Genomic DNA, 18,484 nt, shown 5'->3' with positions numbered 1-18,484 from the left:
CGAAAGGAGATAGAATAATGAATGAAGAACAAATGCAGCAATTATTAACGTATTTTCGCGACGAAGCTGATAAGCCCATTTCTGTCAGTGAACTAGAAGAGGTTTTTAACATAACAGGTAGCGATGCGTTTAAACAATTAATTAAGTCATTAAATGAAATGGAAAGTCGCGGCTTGATTGTCAAAACGAGAAGCGACCGTTACGGGGTACCAGAGAAAATGAACTTGATCCGAGGACGCGTGCAAGGTCATGCGAAGGGATTTGCGTTTATTATCCCAGAAATAGAAGGAGAGAAAGATGTATACGTCTCTCATTCTGATCTTGAAAGTGCGATGAATGGGGATACAGTCCTCGTTCGCCTTCATCAACACTCATCCGGGGCTAGACCGGAAGGGAAGGTCGTACGCATTCTTGAGCGCGGAGTAACAAATGTTGTCGGGACGTATTTAGATCATGATTCATATGGGATGGTCGTTGCCGATGATAAACGTATTCCAAATGATATCTTGATTCCGCAAGGCGTGTCTAAAGGCGCGGTTGATGGGCATAAGGTGATTGTCAAGCTGACTAAATATCCAGAAGGACGTATGAGTGCTGAAGGGGAAGTTGTTCAAATTCTTGGACATAAAAACGATCCTGGTATGGACATCTTATCCATTATTTATAAGCATGGCATTCCACTTGAGTTTCCGGAAGAGGTTCTAGAACACGCCAATTCTGTGAGCGAAGAGATTGATCCAAAAGATATCGAAGGTCGCCGTGACTTGCGTGATGAGGTGATTGTGACGATTGATGGAGCAGACGCCAAGGATCTAGATGATGCCGTTCACGTGAAGCAATTAAGTAATGGCAATCATGTATTAGGTGTACATATTGCCGATGTGACGCATTATGTGACCGAGGGATCGGCAATTGACCGTGAAGCGGCAGATCGTGCAACGAGTGTGTATTTAGTCGATCGCGTAATTCCGATGATTCCACATCGTCTTTCAAATGGGATTTGTAGCTTGAATCCACAAGTTGATCGTCTAACGCTTTCATGCGAAATGGAAATCACACCAGATGGCCAAGTCGTAAATCATGACATCTTCCAAAGTGTGATCAAAACAACAGAAAGAATGACCTACACAGACGTGAACAAAATTTTAGTCGATGATGATGCTGAAGTAAAAGCAAAGTATGAAGCGTTAATTCCTCATTTTGAAATGATGGAAAAGCTTGCAGAGATTTTACGTACCAAGCGTTTTGAACGTGGTGCGATTGACTTTGATTTTAAAGAAGCGAAAGTGCTTGTGAATGAAAAAGGCGATGCAACAGATGTCGTTTTACGTACCCGTTCTGTTGCTGAGCGTTTAATTGAAGAATTTATGCTAGCAGCCAATGAAACGATTGCTGAGCATTTCCATAGGTTAAAGCTTCCGTTTGTGTATCGAATTCATGAGGACCCGGACGCAGAAAAGCTGACAAAGTTCTTAGAGTTTATTACCAACTTTGGCTACGTTATGCGTGGAAATGCAAACACAATACACCCACGTGCTTTACAAAAATTGATTGAAGAAGTCCGTGGTGAGCCAGAAGAAACGGTTATTAGTACGGTCATGCTTCGTTCGATGCAACAAGCGAAATATGATACGAATAGCTTAGGTCACTTTGGGTTATCAACAGAGTTTTACACACATTTCACATCACCGATTCGTAGGTACCCAGATTTACTTGTACACAGGTTAATTCGTACGTACTTGATTAAAGGAAATGTGGATACAGAAACTCAAGATCATTGGTCTGAGAAGCTTCCTGATTTGACCCGTCATGCTTCTGAGATGGAACGCCGTGCTGTTGATGCCGAGCGTGATACCGATAGTGTGAAAAAAGCTCAATACATGGAAGATAAAATTGGTGAGACCTTCCCTGGTATGATTAGTGGGGTCACGAACTTTGGTTTATTCGTAGAGCTTGAGAATACGATTGAAGGCCTTGTTCACGTAAGCTACTTAACCGATGATTACTATCATTATGATGAGAAGCAATATGCGATGATTGGTGAGCGTACAGCTCAAGTATTCCGCATCGGTGATGAGATTGAAGTGCGTGTTGTCAGTGTAAATGTAGATGAAGCTTCTATTGACTTTGAAGTCGTTGGCATGACGCCACGTAAGCCACGTGTAGCAAGGACCGGACCGAAAGTCATTGAAGGTGGCAAGCGTAAAAAGCGTGGAGGTCAAGGAGCAGAACCTGACCGTCGCCGTGGTGGTCGCCAGAAAACTGGCGGAGGTCAAGATCAAGGATCTAACGTAAGTGAAAGTGGCGGCTCACGAAAGAAGAAAAAGAAGAATGCGTTCTATGAAAATGCCCCAAGTGTGAAGCGCAAACAAGGACGTAAGAAAAAGCGTTAACCGAATGTAAGCTGTCTGCAATTGTAGGCAGCTTTCTTTGCACTAAATCTCACGACAAACACGTCATTGACGCATTTGTTCTCTTTTTGCTAAGATGGAAGAACGAAGGAAAGCACGAGGTGTCGGATGATGGCTGAAACCAAAGGGAAAGTAATAGCTCAGAATAAAAAAGCTAGACATGATTATTTTGTTGAAGAAACGTACGAAGCAGGAATGGTTCTACAAGGTACAGAGATCAAATCGATGCGTGCGGGACGTATGAATTTAAAAGACTCGTTTGCCCGTATTAAAGATGGGGAGATGTACCTCCATAATGCGCATATTAGTGAATACGAACAAGGCAATCGTTACAATCACGAACCAGAGCGCGCGAGAAAGTTATTGTTACACAAGAAGCAGATCAATCAATTGATTGGGTTAACGAAGCAACAAGGGTATTCGCTTGTTCCCCTTAAAGTTTACATTAAGAATGGGTTCGCGAAGATTCTCATCGGTCTGGCCAAAGGTAAGAAGAGCTATGATAAGCGTGAGACGTTAAAACGCAAGGATGCCAAGCGTGAAGTTGATCGGGCATTAAAGGATCGATTAAAAGGGTAAATACTTCCAGTTGCAAGAGTATAGTGCAAATGCTATAATTAGTGTCCAGAGCGATTATGTTCTGGACATAAGCAACAACATGGATACCTTCTAATACAAGGTTATTCCATTTAACAACATGGGGACGTTTAGGATTCGACAGGGATAGGTCGTGCTTATGTTGCGAGTCGAGGGGGTCGGCCTCGTTAAAACGCCAACGCCTATAACTGGCAAAGAAAACAACAACTTCGCAGTAGCAGCTTAATAGCACTCTGCGGTTCCACCCTCCATCGCCCATGTGGTAGGTACTGGGACTCACTTTAAGTGGGCTACGCCGGTTGCTCTCCGTCTGTGAGCGAAGGAAGAGATTGATCAGACTAGCCATTCAGACGCCTGTTACTGGGCAGAAGAATTGGCGAAACACTAATTCAGTAACTACACTCGTAGAAGCATAAGTGTCGTTGTTTCTGGACGTGGGTTCGATTATGGAAATAGTCGCCTCGTGTAGTGATGCATGAGTGATAACTTGGCTTTATCGGTGAAGTCTACGTCACATTGTATAGTGTGATAAGGTGATGCCGAGCGGTATGTGGAGCAATCCAACAGCCGTGTATCGACTTATAGGCTGCCTACATGGTAGTACTAGGATGGAGCATTCTGCAAGGTATCTTGCAAAAAATACATGCTTCATAATACGCCAAGGGACTTGATATCTTATCAAGTTCAAGATATAGTCAGTGCCAATGCGAAAGCTTGGAAGAACATGTCCCACCGTCTCCACCATACTTATACCGTCAACCCGATCACTGCACAAGGTGATCGGGTTGTTTTGTGTTTTTAATCTTATCGTGTTAAATGAATAAATGAATAATATGATAGATTTTGCTTATACTAAAATAGAAATAATTAATGACCGTTTTAAACAAACGTTTGATTAATCATCAATGAATCGCTTATCCACAGTATATACACTATTTTTGCTTGGCTTACTATTTGTTGAAGGGTTATTCACAGGTTTATCAACATATTAAAGGAGCGGTTGATCATGCTTAAGAAGAAGTCGTTGAGTTATGAAGTGAGGGAGCCGATGGTAGGGCTGATGATTGGACTAGCTTTGATGATCGCTGTGTTTCTTATTGCTCATTTTGTATTCGGTTTAGAATTCTTTTCATGATATGAGCTTTTTGTGGTTGATCGGCATGAGACTATTCAAGGGAAAGTTACTATGTTAAGATGAAGTTAAGTTAATAGACGGTAGGAGACACGGAGAACCGATGCGCGTAATAACGAACTTGTTATTATGCATGTTGTCGTTTTTCGTGTCTTTTTTGTATATAAAATTAATGGAGGTTTTACGATGAGTAAGCAATTTTCAGCGCGTACAAGAGAAGAGTCGTTTAAGAAGTTACGAGCAGAACAGTACGATGTGTTAATCATTGGCGGAGGGATTACAGGTGCTGGTATTGCGCTTGATGCAACATTGCGTGGTATGAAGGTCGCGCTAATAGATATGCAAGACTTTGCAGCTGGAACATCGAGTCGATCAACTAAGCTTGTTCATGGAGGCTTACGTTATTTAAAACAATTCCAAGTCGGTATGGTAGCCGAAGTTGGGAAAGAGCGTGCGATTGTGTACGAAAATGGTCCTCATGTGACGACACCAGAATGGATGATGCTTCCGATGCATAAGGGCGGAACATTCGGAAAGCGCAGTGCTTCTCTTGGGTTATACGTGTATGATCTATTGGCAGGTGTAAAAAGAGCTGAGCGTCGTCAAATGCTATCGGCCAATGAAGCATCTGAAAAAGAACCACTTGTTAAAAAAGATGGTTTAACAGGCGGTGGGTACTATGTTGAGTATCGTACAGATGATGCTAGGTTAACAATTGAAGTGATCAAAGCAGCAGCCGAACATGGTGCTGATATTATTAACTACACAAAAGCAGAAGAGTTTTTATATGACGAAAATAAAAAGGTTTCTGGTATTGTTGCAGGTGATTGCCTAACAAACAAAACCTATCATCTTCACGCACGTAAAGTCATTAATGCTGCAGGGCCTTGGGTTGATCAGCTGATTGAGAAGGATTACTCGAAGACAAATAAACAATTACGTCTTACAAAAGGGGTTCACCTGGTTATTGATCAATCCGTATTCCCACTACGTCAGGCCATTTATTTTGATACACCAGATAAACGTATGGTGTTTGCAATTCCTCGTGACGGAAAAACATACGTGGGAACAACCGATACATTCTTTGATCAAGACCTTGCTCATCCGAAAATGACTTCAGAGGATCGTGCATACATTCTAAATGCGATTCACTACATGTTCCCTGAAGTATTAGTAACAGAAGATGATGTGGAATCAAGCTGGGCAGGTGTCCGTCCGCTTATTTATGAAAAAGGAAAAGACCCTTCAGAAATCTCAAGAAAAGATGAGATTTGGGAAGGAGAGAGTGGCCTTCTAACGATGGCTGGTGGTAAGTTAACAGGGTACCGTAAAATGGCGGATTCGGTGGTTAACTTAATCGCAAAACGTTTTAAAGAAGAGCAATATAAAGTATTCAGTGATTCTCAAACAAAGACTTTTCCGATTTCAGGTGGAGATGTTGGCGGATCAAAGGGATTAGAGCCATTCATTGAAACAAAAGCAGAAGAAGCCCCACAATACGGTCTTACGAAAGAAGAAGGACGTAAGCTAGCAGCGATGTACGGATCGAACGTTGATAAACTATTCCATTATGCGAAGGCATTCGATATGGAAAAAAGTACGAATCTCAGTCGTGATGTTTATGCAAAGGTCAACTACGCCATTCATGAGGAAATGACGGTCAAACCAAGTGATTTCTTCATCCGTAGAACTGGGGCACTTTACTTTGATATAGCATGGGTACGTACATGGAAAGAACAAATCTTAGCTTACATGAATAATGAACTAGCCTGGACGGAGCAAGAACATTCCCAATATCGTGCAGAGTTAGAAAAAGACATTTATGATGCGGTCATCCCGGTTGACCTTCAACCAAATAACAAAGCAGCAAAACGCTCTTCCTAATCGGAGAGCGTTTTTGCTTGTATCTACGGCTTTAATATGACTTTGATACAGTCATCTTCATGATTATTAAACAACTCATACCCTTTATTTGCATCTTGAAGGGGGAGGGCATGCGTAATAATTTCTTTTGGGTCAAATTCCTTATTAATTATTTTTTCTAGCAAAAGTGGCATAAAAGGAATGACAGGTGCTTGCCCCATTTTAAGGGTGATGTTCCGTGCAAAAAATGCGCCTAGAGGAAAAGAGTTATAGAGGCTTCCATACATGCCAGTAATTTGAACCGTTCCTGCTTTTCGAACGGCTTTAGTTGCTATTTGAATAGGGCCAAGGGTGCCCCCTTGAAGTTTTAATTTTTGTTCAATAAATTCTAATGGCGATTTCTTTCCGTCCATTCCAACACAATCAATAACGACATCCGCTCCCCCATGAGTGATTTCTTTTAAGTGTTCACCCATATCCTCAAAGGCTGTAAAATCAAAGACTTCAACTTGGTTCATGTCTTTAGCTCGACGTAATCGGTAATCGAGGTAATCAACCGCAATCACTCTCTTTGCTCCGTGCATCCAAGCAAATTTTTGAGTCATTAATCCAACAGGGCCACAGCCTAAGACGATCACGGTATCTCCCTTTTTTACGCCTGCGTGAATAACACTCCAATAGGCAGTAGGGAGAACATCGCTTAAAAATAATAACGATTCATCCTCAAGCTCACATGATTCAGGGATAACAAATGGCGTGTAATTTCCAAAGGGCACTTTTAAGTATTCAGCTTGTCCACCTGGATGGTTCCCAAATTTTTCAGTGAAACCAAAATAGCCTCCTGAATCATAATGCGGGTTCGAGTTATCACATTGGCTCGTTAAATCGTGTTGACAATACATACATTCTCCGCATGATACATTAAACGGAATCACAACACGATCTCCTTTTTTAACCCTTTCTACATCAGGACCAACTTCTTCAACAATGCCCATCGGTTCATGACCGATTATATATCCTTTTGGAAGAGGCATATTTCCTTGATACAAATGAAGGTCAGACCCACAAATGGCTGTAGAGGTAATCCGCACAATCACATCGTCTTTCTTTTCAAGCTTAGCATCCGGAACTTCTTTTACTTCAACATGGTGGTTTCCTTGATAGGTTACTGCTTTCATGTACTAACTCACTCCTAACAATTTTGATCATTTATAGTATTTGGTAATGAGGTAGAGTTATTCATGGGTGGTATTACAACGATAAGAGCGAGTGTAATAGTTGAAGAATTGTCAAACGATTTATCTTGAATTTAAGAGGATGTGACTTGCTTACGCTAGTAATGAAAATATTGCTGGTGCATCTGAACAACAACTAGCTTCAATACAAAGTTTGAATACCATTGCAAAAGCATTGACTGATTTAAGTAAAGAACTTGAAAAGCATACAGAAGCTCTTGATCAAAAAAAGCTATAGTTAACATGAGTAGTCTCAGATGATAGAGGTTACTCTTTTTACGGTAAAATGCGGTAAGCTAAGGGTACAGTATAGAAGTGGTCTTATAAGGAGGGATAGAAGTGGATTGGTATGTAACAAATGTCTGCATCCATACAGAAACGTCAATGATTGCAAAGGGATATTTAAAGATTTCAGATGGAGCGATTGTAGAGTTGGGGCAACAAAGTGAGCTTCCCTCCGAAGAACTTCAAGACTCGATTGCCTTCCAAGAGCAGCATCATCTCCTTCCGGGAATGATTGATATCCATACGCATGGTGTAGCAGGAGCTGACACCATGGACGCAACTAGAGAAGCTATAAACGTCATGGCAAAAGCCTTGCCTAAAGAAGGCGTGACAAGTTTCTTACCAACAACAATCACCCAGTCCAACCGATTAATCGAACAAGCTCTACAAAATGTTGCCTCCTACATGAAGAGTCCTCAACAAGCAGATCAAGGTGAAGTGTTGGGAATTCATTTAGAGGGTCCTTTTATTTCACCAAAACACCCCGGTGCCCAGCCTAAAAACTATATTCAAACTCCAAATATAGAGCTGTTTAAAAGGTGGCAACGTCTAGCTGATGAACAGATCAAAGTGGTAACGGTAGCACCAGAGGAAGAGAATGGTCTCAAGTTTGTACAAGAAATAAGTAAGTTAGGTGTGATTGTTTCAATAGGTCATTCGGACGCTACATATGCCGAGGTTGAGCAGGCTATACAAGCTGGAGCATCTCATGTCACTCATTTATTTAATGGGATGAGGGGCATGCATCATCGTGAGCCGGGAGTAACGGGGGCTGCTTTAATGAAAGAGCAATTGTTCGTAGAGTTAATCGCAGATGGCATCCATGTCAGACCTGAATTATTTTCGCTCATTTATAAGCAGAAAACGAGTGATCGGATCATCTTGATCTCTGATGGAATACGTGCGAAACAATTACCTGAAGGGACATACGAGTTAGGTGGGCAATCTGTCAACGTTGTAAGTGAAAAGGCGACTTTAGCCGACGGGACGCTTGCAGGTAGTATGCTCAGTATGGATCAGGCGCTTCGGAATGTATCTGAGACACTGTCGATTAAAATGGAAGATCTCATCAAAATGACGTCAATGAATGCAGCGATTCGTCTCGGAGTCGATGACCGAAAAGGGAGTATTGCGGTTGGAAAAGACGCCGATTTTGTTGTGCTAGACAAAGATCTTCATGTTGTTTTAACCGTCTGTCGTGGCCAAGTGGCTTATGAAAAAGAAAGGGAGGCTGGGACGAAAGTATTTTAACCAGTAAGAGTCCGAACACATAATAAATGTGCAATAAAGCCGCTCCTGAAATATACTCCGCTTTCCGCGGGAAGCTGGTGAGCCTCCTCGTGCTCCGCACTGTGGGGTCTCACCGTTGCTTTACATCCCGCAGGAGTCTACGTATATTTCATCCGCTAAGTTTGTGCACTATTTGGATTCTCAGTTAAACAATTTTTTATGCCACAGCCTCAACCTCTCTTAAATCGATGCTCTTCTTAACGTAGCGTAACTAAGTCCAACGAACAAGAGGGTTACAGGGATGAGGTAGAGAATGTCAGTCATAAATCGTTCGTTCGACGGAAGGTTTAATAGCCAATCGCCTATTGGTGTATGGACAGCTGGAATGAATAAATAGAGAACAATTCCCCCGACAACCGAAAGCGTCGCCCATTGTCCAAAGCGAAATTGTAGCGATGACAGGAAGAATAAGAACATCCCAATCGCACACATAATTAACCCATCTGCTAAAAAGTTTAAGGCAAAAGCGTTATCGACATTCACGAGGTCGCTCCAATGAAAGAAGGAAATATCATTGGATGTGATGACTGGTTGAATCGCTGCTATGATGAGTAAGTAGATCCTATGAAACATAGAGAAGGCGAAGCTCAGTAGTAGCATCAAGAGAGCCGTCGATAAAACAAACATCCCTCTAGTCGATCCGAGATGGATAACATAAGCTAAATCGCCACTACTAATTAACCGGTACCCGAAAATGGCGATGAACACATACATAGGTGGAGCCGTCATCACATACATCGTAGGAATATCAATGAAAACAACTAACCCAAAGAAGAAGACAACAAACGCGGTTAGGATCGCCCAGAAAATGAGAATACTCTTCTTTAAATCTGACAAAATCATTGTACTTTGTGCGCTAAACTGGTTCATGCATGTGCCTCCTTTTGGTCTTTTGTTACTAACACCATGAGTTGTTGCAAAGTGACGGGGTGCTTTTCGACCGATGGTGGTAAGTGAATGAGAATGGAATGATCATCAAGGACGGTTACTGTATACTCCCCTAAGAAATTTGTCTCTTCTAATACGGTGACTTGTTTGAGTAAGGGCTTAATCTCGTTTTTAGGACCTTTGAGTATAAATGCTTTTTCTCGTAAGACTTCGACACTTTCCTGCATGGACAGTTGCCCGTTTTTCATCAAGTAGACGTCTTGGAAAAGATTGCTTATTTCATCAATTAAGTGAGTCGAGATAATAATCGTTCGAGGGTGTTCACTATAGTCATCGAGTAAAAATTCATAAAATCGTTGCCTAGCAGCCGCATCCATTCCGATATAAGGCTCATCAAAAATAGTTAATGGCGCGCGACTGGCAATGCCAATGGATACGCCAAGAGCTGAGATCATTCCTTTTGATAATTGGCTCACCTTTTTATTTAATGGCAAGTTAAATTCGGCGATGAGTTGAAGGGCAAATTCTTGGTCGAGGTGTGGATAGTAAGCGGGTGCGATTTTAACAATGTCTTTTATTTTCATGGAAGCCTTGAAATTTTCACTTTCTTTAATGAAGCAAAGTTGAGATTGGATGTTTTGATTATTAAATGGGGATTCCCCGTTAATAAGGATTTCTCCATGAGAAGGGAGGGACTGCCCAGTGATAAGCTTCATTAAGGTCGTTTTCCCCGCACCATTTCTACCGAGTAATCCGTAAATTGTTTCACTTTGAAAAGAACAAGAGAGGCCATCGATAATAGATTCACGTTTGAAAATTTTCGAGACGTTCTTCACTTCAATCGTTAATGTCATTGTTCATTTCCTCCTTTTTTGATCATTTCAAGTAACGCTTCTTTAGGTAACCGGAGTTTTTCTGCTTCATGAAGGAGAGGAACAATAAAGTCTTGTTGAAACTTCTGACGTCTTTCCTCTAACAGCTTCTCACGTGCCCCTTCAGCTACAAACATGCCAACACCCCTTCGCTTAAAGAGAATTCCTTGGTCCACTAACAGATTAATTCCCTTAGCTGCTGTAGCAGGATTAATTTGATAATGCTTAGCAAATTGATTGGTAGATGGAACTTGAGCACCTTCTGGCAGGTCATCATGGATGATGTTGTCGGAAATTTGTTCGGCGACTTGTATGAAGATTGGCCTGCTGTCATCAAAACGATTCATTATAACCTCCTTGGTTCATTACTTATGCAACTAACCATATAACGGTGATTAATATTTGTCAAATGTTTTTTAGTTTGCAAAGTTTCGCACATCTTGCTAACGCAAAAAAGGGCTGCCCGAACTGGGTAGCCTTTTTCAGTGCTTAGGATATTAAACAAAATCGTTCGTATGAGGGACTGTGATTTGGTTACTGATAACGTAATTTTGCCATTTTATAAATGTTAATCGGCTATAGTTGGTTTTGGTGCAGATAAGTTTTCTAGTTTAAAATTAAGCCTTTGAAGACAAAGATGCATAAATAATAAAATTGGACTGTTTGCTAAAATTGATTGATACAACTGTTCGCACATCTAACTATGTATTATTCCCTTATCCATTATAAGAAGCAAGCAGGTTGTTAAATAGGAGAAGTATGGATGGATTATTTCGAAAGAATTGATCAAATGAAAAAGCCCTTCACAGCTGTAAAGGGCTTGGCTATTATTTATTCGTTGTTTGAGCAAGTCTAACAAGCATATGTGCTAAGGCATGTCGTTGATCTTGATCACCGAGCTTCCATAGTTCTTGTAATAATTTTTCCTCGCGGTTTCTAGGTTCGACTTTCGAAGCTAGATAATCGCCTACTGTTTCAGCGTATTTTGCTAAAGTCTCTTCCCCTAAACCTAATTTTTCACCTTTTGCTACTTTGTCACCTAAGTAATCTTTAAACTTCTCGAAGTTTTCTAAGATTTCCTCGTTTTTCTCAGGAATAGCTTGTTGAACTTCTTTTTCCATTTTTGACTCGTTCATGATAAAACCTCCTGAATAAAATGTATTGTGTTGGTGTATAGAGAATGTGTTCCCGACTGAGATGATACTAAACATTTGTTCGAGGGATTTATAATGAATGAAACAAAAAAGGGCACAGATAATGTACTGTGCCCAATTCGAAAATTAATTCATAGACGGTTGACTCGTTCCGTTGTTGTAGGGGAATTGATTGGTATACCCTTGGAATTGTTGATGGCTTTGTTGCATTTTTTGAGGGCTTTCGGCTTCAAGCCCGTAAAATCCTTTACGGAACATCACATCATATAAATCACGTTGACAGTCTTGTGATTGATTGCAGATCGTTGAGATGTCTTGATATAACTGTTCGTGACTCGCCTCGTTTAAAGCGACGTTATATGAAGACGTCATATATTTTTCGGTTGCAAGCATGTCATTAATAAAATCACGCTCAGACATTTGAGGTGTTTTCGGCACTTGCAATTCTGGGTTTTGAATTTTGCTTTGCTGGTTCATTAGGTGACCCTCCTATTGCATTGGCATAGTTTGTTGTTGTTGATTCGGTTGTAAGTGCGACAAAATCGTTTCATAATGCTGTTGATGCATCATGCCCGCTTTCTCAATCGCTTGTTTAATTTCTTGGTCTTGGCATTGTTGGGCGAAAAAATGGGCTTTTTTCATAGCAAGTAAGTTCCATGAAAGCATATCATTTAAGTAAAGATGATCTTTTGTTGTGATCATTTTGGGTGGCTCTTGATAAGGAATTTGACCCGTTTGTTCTGACTGACTTGATTGTTGGATTGGTTGTTGTTGCATAAGTAAACCTCCTTTTAATCGACTGCGGTGTATCGACATCAACAGATACATGATTAGTGTGCGAGTTAAGGCGTCGAAATATCCCATGAACAACTAGGAGGGTTTACAAAACAATGGAAAATGTAAAGTTAAACAAATGTTTATTTAAATAAAGAGAAAGATGATAATTTTCAGAATTATGTATTGCATCTCTGTTCTAATTCATTTATAGTAAGAATAGAAGTTACGACAAATTGCTCGTGTCCTTTTTTTTGATCAAATAATGAATGAGTATTCATTCGGAAGAAAAATGACATAACGAGTGAGCAGTAATCATATATAAGTTAAGGCTTGGACAAATGGCCATGTCCACAATGAATGAGTTGGATGAACGAACACATCAATACTAAGCAGATCGAGGGGGAGAACGATGACCAGACAAATTAAAAAAGCTGCGGTAATTGGATCGGGAGTTATGGGATCAGGAATTGCGGCCCATCTTGCCAATATCGGTATACCTTCATTATTATTAGACATTGTTCCAAAAGAATTAACGCCTGCTGAAGAAGCAAAAGGGCTTACATTAGAAAGTAAAGCTGTTCGCAACCGTATTAGTACAGAGTCGATTAAGCGTCTTGCCAAACAAAAACCAGCACCACTTGCTACAAAGTCGAAAGCTACATATATTGAAGCTGGAAACTTAGAGGACGATCTCGAGCGCCTAAGCGAAGTAGACTGGATTATTGAAGTGGTTGTAGAAAATTTAGATATTAAACGTCAATTATTTGAAAAGATCGATGCGGTACGTAAACCAGGTACAATCATTAGCTCAAATACATCAGGTATTTCTATTGATGCAATGGCAGAGGGTCGCTCAGAAGATTTCCAAGCACATTTCCTTGGGACGCATTTCTTTAACCCACCGCGCTACTTGAAATTACTTGAGGTGATTCCTACAGCCAAAACAGATGAGAACGTACTTTCATTTGTGAAAGCGTTTGCTGAGGATGTACTCGGTAAAGGGGTAGTCGAAGGAAAAGACACACCAAACTTTATTGCAAATCGCATTGGGACATACGGTCTCCTCGTCACAGCTAATGAAATGTTAAAGGGAGAATTCTCAGTTGGCGAAATTGATTCGGTAACAGGCCCACTAATCGGACGTCCAAAGAGTGCAACATTCCGCACGCTTGATGTTGTAGGACTAGATACATTCTTACACGTAGCAAAGAATGTATACGACGAAGTTGATGGAGCTGAGAAAGATGTCTTTGATCCTCCAGCCTTTATGAAAGAGATGAAGGAAAAGGGCTGGCTCGGAAGCAAAAGTGGCCAAGGATTCTTCATGAAAAAACGCACGGAAAAAGGCAATGAAATTTTAGAACTTAATCCAACGACTCTTGAATACCAAGAGCGCAAAAAACTACGCTCTGCATCGACAGAACAAGCGAAGCAAGCAAAGAAACCTGGCGATAAGCTGAAAGCACTCGCTTATGCTGATGATCGTGCAGGTCAACTTGTTTGGAATTTAGTGAAACCAGTTCTACTTTATTCAGCCGCAAAAACCTACGAAATTGCTAACGACATCAAAGCAGTCGACGAAGCGATGCGTTGGGGCTTCGGATGGGATTTAGGTCCATTTGAAATGTGGGACGCACTAGGTGTGGCTAAATCAATTGAGCGCATGGAAGCAGAAGGCGAGAATGTCCCTGGTTGGGTTCGCGAAATGATCTCCACTGGACATGAGACGTTCTATCAAGGCTCGAGCTTCTACCATGAAGGTAAGTACCAGTCGACAGAAGTAAATCCAAAGTCGATTCACTTAAAGTCACTTAAGCCAGATCGTGTGGTTATGAAAAATAGCGGGGCGTCACTCATTGATATTGGGGATGATGTAGCTTTACTAGAGTTCCATTCGCCAAGTAATTCAATTGGTCTTGATGTTATTCAAATGCTCAATAAATCGATCGAAGAAGTTGAGAAAAACTTCAAAGGTCTTGTTATAAGCAACCAAGGTAAGAACTTCTGCGTCGGTGCGAACTTAATGATGATCTTAATGGAAGCACAAGATGATAACTTCTTTGAAGTCGATCTCGTTGTCCGTCAGTTCCAACAAGCGATGGCGAATGTTCGTTATTCTGCTAAACCGATCGTGACAGGTCCGTTTGGTATGACTCTTGGTGGAGGAGCCGAAATTTGTCTTCCTTCTGCAAGCATTCAAGCGGCACATGAGACGTATATGGGACTTGTAGAAGTAGGTGTTGGATTGATTCCTGGTGGTGGAGGTAACAAAGAATTGTACCTTCGTAACTTAGAAGGTTTACCACAAGGAGCTCAAATTGACCTTCAAGCTGTAGCAAATAAAACATTCGAAACGATCGCCATGGCGAAAGTTGCAACATCGGCTCATGAAGCAAGAGAGAATGGATTCTTAAGCGAACGTGATGGGGTTGTTATCAATGGTGAACATGTGATTCATCGTGCCAAAGAGCAAGTACTTCATCTTGAGGCATCAGGTTACCGCCCGCCTGAGCGTAAGAAGATTCCTGTAGTTGGTGAAACGGGTTATGCAACGTTATTACTTGGAGCAAAAACAATGAAATTCGGTGGCATGATTTCTGATCATGACTTAAAAATTGCTGAAAAACTTGCGTTTGTGATCGCAGGTGGCCGAGTTCCTAAAGGATCACTTGTTGATGAACAATACTTGCTTGATTTAGAGCGTGAGGCGTTCTTAAGCCTTGTTAGTGAACCGAAATCACAACAACGTATGCAGTACATGCTGACAAAAGGAAAGCCATTACGTAACTAATTCAAACAGGTAGGAGGGATACGACAATGAGAGAAGCAGTAATCGTTGCTGGTGCTCGTACGCCAGTCGGAAAAGCAAAACGTGGGACGTTAGCAAATGTGAGACCAGATGATCTAGGGGCACTTACGATTAAAGAAACATTGAGACGTGCTGAAGGATTTGATCCATCTATGATTGATGATGTGATCATTGGTTGTTCAATGCCAGAAGCAGAACAAGGAATGAACGTGGCTAGAAGCATCTCAGCTCTTGCTGGGTTACCGAATACGGTCCCAGCCATTACAATTAACCGTTATTGTTCATCCGGTCTTCAAAGTATCGCTTATGGGGCCGAGCGTATTATGCTTGGGCATTCAAAAGCAGTCATTGCAGGTGGAGCGGAGTCGATGAGCATGATTCCAATGGGAGGACATGTCATTGCTCCGAACCCAACGCTCGTAGAAGAACAACCAGAATACTATATGGGAATGGGCTATACAGCAGAAGAAGTTGCGAATCGCTTTGGTATTAGCCGCGAGGAGCAAGATGCTTTCGCCGTAGAAAGTCATAAACGTGCAGCGGCAGCGATAGAGGCAAAGAGATTTGCTGATGAAATCGTTCCTGTTGATGTGACGCTCCGTTCAGTTGGTGCAGACAACAAGTTAAAAGAAAAGAAAATCGTGTTTGATACGGACGAAGGTGTTCGTACGGATACAACGATCGAAGGGTTAGCAAGACTTCGCCCAGCATTCCACCCTAAAGGTTCGGTAACGGCTGGTAACTCTTCACAAATGAGTGACGGAGCAGCATCTGTACTTTTAATGGATCGCGAGGAAGCAGAGGCAACAGGCCTAACGCCACTTTTGAAATTCCGTAGCTTTGCTGTTGCTGGTGTAGCTCCAGAAATTATGGGAATTGGACCGATCGAGGCGATTCCAAAAGCACTTAAATTAGCAGGTCTTGATCTATCTGATATTGGGTTGTTTGAGTTAAATGAAGCGTTTGCTTCTCAATCTCTTCAAGTCATCCGTCACCTTGAATTAGATGTCGATAAAGTCAATGTGAACGGTGGAGCGATTGCACTTGGTCACCCACTTGGATGTTCAGGTACAAAGCTGACACTTTCCCTTATGCATGAAATGAAGCGTCGTGGAGAGCAATTTGGAGTTGTAACAATGTGTATCGGTGGCGGTATGGGTGCGGCAGGTGTGTTTGAATTAATCGGTTAAATGGAACGAAGAATCAACCAATTATAAGGGGGAAATATGATGAGTAATACGGCAGAACGCGTAGTAAAAGGCGGAAGTTTCTTAGTAGAGGATATTGAAGCAGATAGAATCTTTACTCCAGAAGATTTCACAGATGAACAAGTAATGATCGGACGCACGACAGAAGAATTTGCTATTAAAGAAGTTGTTCCTGTCCTTGAGAAAATCGAAAACCATGAATTTGACTATACAGTGAAATTGTTAAAGAAAGCCGGAGATCTCGGTCTTCTTGGTGCAGATGTTCCTGAAGAATACGGTGGACTTGGACTTGATAAAATTAGTTCATCACTTATTTCAGAGAAATTTGTTCGTGGTGGTGCATTTGGATTAAGCCACGGAGCACATGTAGGGATTGGATCTCTTCCAATCGTCTTCTTTGGTAACCATGAGCAAAAATCTCAGTACCTTCCAGATCTTGCTTCAGGTGAGCGTATTGCAGCATATGCACTAACGGAGCCAAGTTCAGGGTCTGATGCCTTAGGTGCAAAAGCGACAGCTGTTCTAAATGAAGCTGGAACGCATTATGTACTAAATGGTGAAAAACAATGGATTACAAACTCTGCTTTTGCTGATGTGTTCGTTGTGTATGCAAAAATTGATGGAGAGAAGTTTACGGCATTTATCGTAGAAAAAGACTACGAAGGCGTATCAACTGGTCCAGAAGAAAAGAAGATGGGAATCAAAGGCTCTTCTACTCGTACACTTATTTTAGAAGATGCTTTAGTACCAAAAGAAAATGTGTTAGGTGAGATCGGTAAAGGTCACGTTATTGCTTTTAACATCTTAAACGTGGGTCGTTACAAGCTTGGAATAGGTTGTGTTGGTAGTTCTAAGCGTGCGCTTGAACTAGCTGCTAAATATGCTAACGAGCGTAAGCAATTCAAAATGCCAATTGGTAAGTTCACATTAATCCAAGAGAAGCTTGCAAACATGGCTACTACTACATTTGCTTCTGAAAGCTCAATTTACCGTACAGGTGGATTGTTTGAAGAGCGTCTTGGTGGCTTATCAGAAGAAGAGCAAAAAGACGGCCGTGCGGTAGCGAATGCCATTGCTGAATATGCTATTGAGTGTTCATTAAATAAAGTTTCAGGTTCTGAAACGCTTGATTATGTAGCGGATGAAGCCGTTCAAATTCATGGTGGCTATGGTTTCATGGCTGAATATGAAGTAGAGCGCATCTACCGTGACTCACGTATTAACCGTATCTTTGAAGGAACAAATGAGATTAACCGCCTTCTTGTTCCTGGCACGATCATGCGTAAAGCAATGAAGGGTGAACTTCCACTTCTTCAAAAAGCAACAGCATTACAAGAAGAGCTTATGATGATGATGCCACAAGAAATTGGTGATGAGCCACTTGAGCAAGAAAAATACTTGCTTGGTATGGCGAAGAAGATCTTCCTAATGGTTGCTGGAACAGGTGCTCAGAAATATGGTGAGAAGCTTCAACACGAGCAAGAGCTTCTATCAAACGTTGCTGATATCGTAAGTGAGGTCTTTAATATGGAGTCTGTCATCTTACGTACAGAAAAGCAAATGAACAAATCTGGTGCAGATAAAGCTGCACAAAAACTTCGTATGACTCAAGTATACTGCCAAGAAGCGTTTAACCGCATCGAAGCACATGCGAAAGAGTCATTAGTGGCTATGGAAAGTGGAGATACACTTCGTACGATGCTTTCCATCCTACGCAAATTAACGCGTCATACGCCAATTAATGTGATTACAGTTAAGCGTGAAATTGCTGCTGAAGTTCTAAAAGAAGAGCGTTACGTCGTATAATTTTGTTACTTAATTTTGGGGCAATATGCCCCAAAAATTATATACCTCCTTTCTTATGAAGCATTCTCCTCTCTAGTACAAAGAAGTCCTATTTATAGGGCTTCTTTGTCATTGTATGAATGGTTCCCAAAAAACAACGCATCCTATGATCATCCAT

The 18,484-nt window shown here is 41.3% G+C and carries 15 protein-coding genes and 1 other RNA gene; 9 read left to right on the top strand and 7 right to left on the bottom strand.

The features are described from left to right. Positions 1-17 precede the first annotated feature (17 nt). From rnr to CDZ88_RS13105, 5 genes are all read left to right on the top strand, one after another. Entirely contained in the window at positions 18-2,393 is a 2,376-nt protein-coding gene (gene rnr / locus CDZ88_RS13120) for a ribonuclease R (protein WP_100373977.1), read from the top strand. Positions 2,394-2,522: 129 nt separating this feature from the next. After that, positions 2,523-2,990, top strand: coding sequence for an SsrA-binding protein SmpB (smpB, locus tag CDZ88_RS13115; protein WP_100373976.1), 468 nt, complete (start codon positions 2,523-2,525; stop codon positions 2,988-2,990). Between the two features lie 128 nt (positions 2,991-3,118). Then, positions 3,119-3,455: a transfer-messenger RNA gene (ssrA, locus tag CDZ88_RS13110) on the top strand. Positions 3,456-4,014: 559 nt separating this feature from the next. Continuing rightward, positions 4,015-4,143 carry a hypothetical protein gene (locus tag CDZ88_RS17850; RefSeq protein ID WP_269799263.1) on the top strand — a complete coding sequence of 43 codons (129 nt, stop codon included), beginning with the start codon at positions 4,015-4,017 and terminating at the stop codon, positions 4,141-4,143. A 183-nt stretch (positions 4,144-4,326) separates the two neighbouring features. Next, positions 4,327-6,024: a glycerol-3-phosphate dehydrogenase/oxidase gene (locus CDZ88_RS13105; protein WP_100373975.1), complete on the top strand. Its 1,698-nt coding sequence runs from the start codon at positions 4,327-4,329 to the stop codon at positions 6,022-6,024. Between the two features lie 23 nt (positions 6,025-6,047). On the opposite strand, the gene CDZ88_RS13100 is transcribed toward CDZ88_RS13105, so the two are convergent. Then, the gene (locus CDZ88_RS13100) at positions 6,048-7,181 is read right to left on the bottom strand and encodes a zinc-dependent alcohol dehydrogenase (protein WP_100373974.1); all 1,134 of its coding nucleotides are present in this window, start codon (positions 7,179-7,181) and stop codon (positions 6,048-6,050) included. A gap of 396 nt (positions 7,182-7,577) precedes the next feature. Between CDZ88_RS13100 and nagA the strand changes: the two genes are divergently transcribed. Continuing rightward, on the top strand, positions 7,578-8,774 hold the full coding sequence (gene nagA / locus CDZ88_RS13095) for an N-acetylglucosamine-6-phosphate deacetylase (RefSeq protein ID WP_269799262.1): 1,197 nt from the start codon (positions 7,578-7,580) through the stop codon (positions 8,772-8,774). 219 nt (positions 8,775-8,993) lie between these two features. Here nagA and CDZ88_RS13090 read toward each other — a convergent pair whose 3' ends face one another. The 6 genes from CDZ88_RS13090 to CDZ88_RS13065 all read right to left on the bottom strand — a co-directional run bounded on the left by CDZ88_RS13090 (position 8,994) and on the right by CDZ88_RS13065 (position 12,504). After that, entirely contained in the window at positions 8,994-9,683 is a 690-nt protein-coding gene (locus CDZ88_RS13090) for a hypothetical protein (protein WP_100373972.1), read from the bottom strand. Further along, entirely contained in the window at positions 9,680-10,555 is an 876-nt protein-coding gene (locus tag CDZ88_RS13085; protein ID WP_100373971.1) for an ATP-binding cassette domain-containing protein, read from the bottom strand. Before CDZ88_RS13085 ends, CDZ88_RS13090 begins: the two co-directional genes overlap by 4 nt. After that, positions 10,552-10,920 carry a GntR family transcriptional regulator gene (locus tag CDZ88_RS13080; protein ID WP_100373970.1) on the bottom strand — a complete coding sequence of 123 codons (369 nt, stop codon included), beginning with the start codon at positions 10,918-10,920 and terminating at the stop codon, positions 10,552-10,554. The genes CDZ88_RS13085 and CDZ88_RS13080 overlap by 4 nt, the downstream gene beginning before the upstream one ends. Before the next feature lie 480 nt (positions 10,921-11,400). Beyond that, complete coding sequence (locus CDZ88_RS13075) at positions 11,401-11,709, bottom strand: DUF3243 domain-containing protein (RefSeq protein WP_100373969.1); 309 nt, start codon at positions 11,707-11,709, stop codon at positions 11,401-11,403. 144 nt (positions 11,710-11,853) lie between these two features. Next, on the bottom strand, positions 11,854-12,204 hold the full coding sequence (locus CDZ88_RS13070; protein WP_100373968.1) for a spore coat protein: 351 nt from the start codon (positions 12,202-12,204) through the stop codon (positions 11,854-11,856). Positions 12,205-12,216: 12 nt separating this feature from the next. Then, positions 12,217-12,504 (bottom strand): hypothetical protein, encoded by a 288-nt coding sequence (locus tag CDZ88_RS13065; protein ID WP_198507861.1) that lies wholly within the window; start codon positions 12,502-12,504, stop codon positions 12,217-12,219. Between the two features lie 409 nt (positions 12,505-12,913). On the opposite strand from CDZ88_RS13065, the gene CDZ88_RS13060 reads away from it, so the two are divergent. The 3 genes from CDZ88_RS13060 to CDZ88_RS13050 are packed head-to-tail and all read left to right on the top strand — an operon-like array spanning position 12,914 to position 18,327. Next, positions 12,914-15,295, top strand: coding sequence for a 3-hydroxyacyl-CoA dehydrogenase/enoyl-CoA hydratase family protein (locus CDZ88_RS13060; RefSeq protein WP_100373967.1), 2,382 nt, complete (start codon positions 12,914-12,916; stop codon positions 15,293-15,295). 26 nt (positions 15,296-15,321) lie between these two features. Then, positions 15,322-16,503 carry an acetyl-CoA C-acetyltransferase gene (locus tag CDZ88_RS13055; RefSeq protein ID WP_100373966.1) on the top strand — a complete coding sequence of 394 codons (1,182 nt, stop codon included), beginning with the start codon at positions 15,322-15,324 and terminating at the stop codon, positions 16,501-16,503. Positions 16,504-16,542: 39 nt separating this feature from the next. Next, entirely contained in the window at positions 16,543-18,327 is a 1,785-nt protein-coding gene (locus tag CDZ88_RS13050) for an acyl-CoA dehydrogenase family protein (protein ID WP_100373965.1), read from the top strand. The last annotated feature ends 157 nt before the right edge of the window (positions 18,328-18,484 follow it).

It is taken from the genome of Bacillus sp. FJAT-45037, from assembly GCF_002797325.1.
GTDB lineage: Bacteria > Bacillota > Bacilli > Bacillales > Bacillaceae_D > Alkalihalophilus.
Note: the sequence above shows the minus strand (reverse complement) of the source record. Positions and strands in the feature narration are given on the sequence as shown.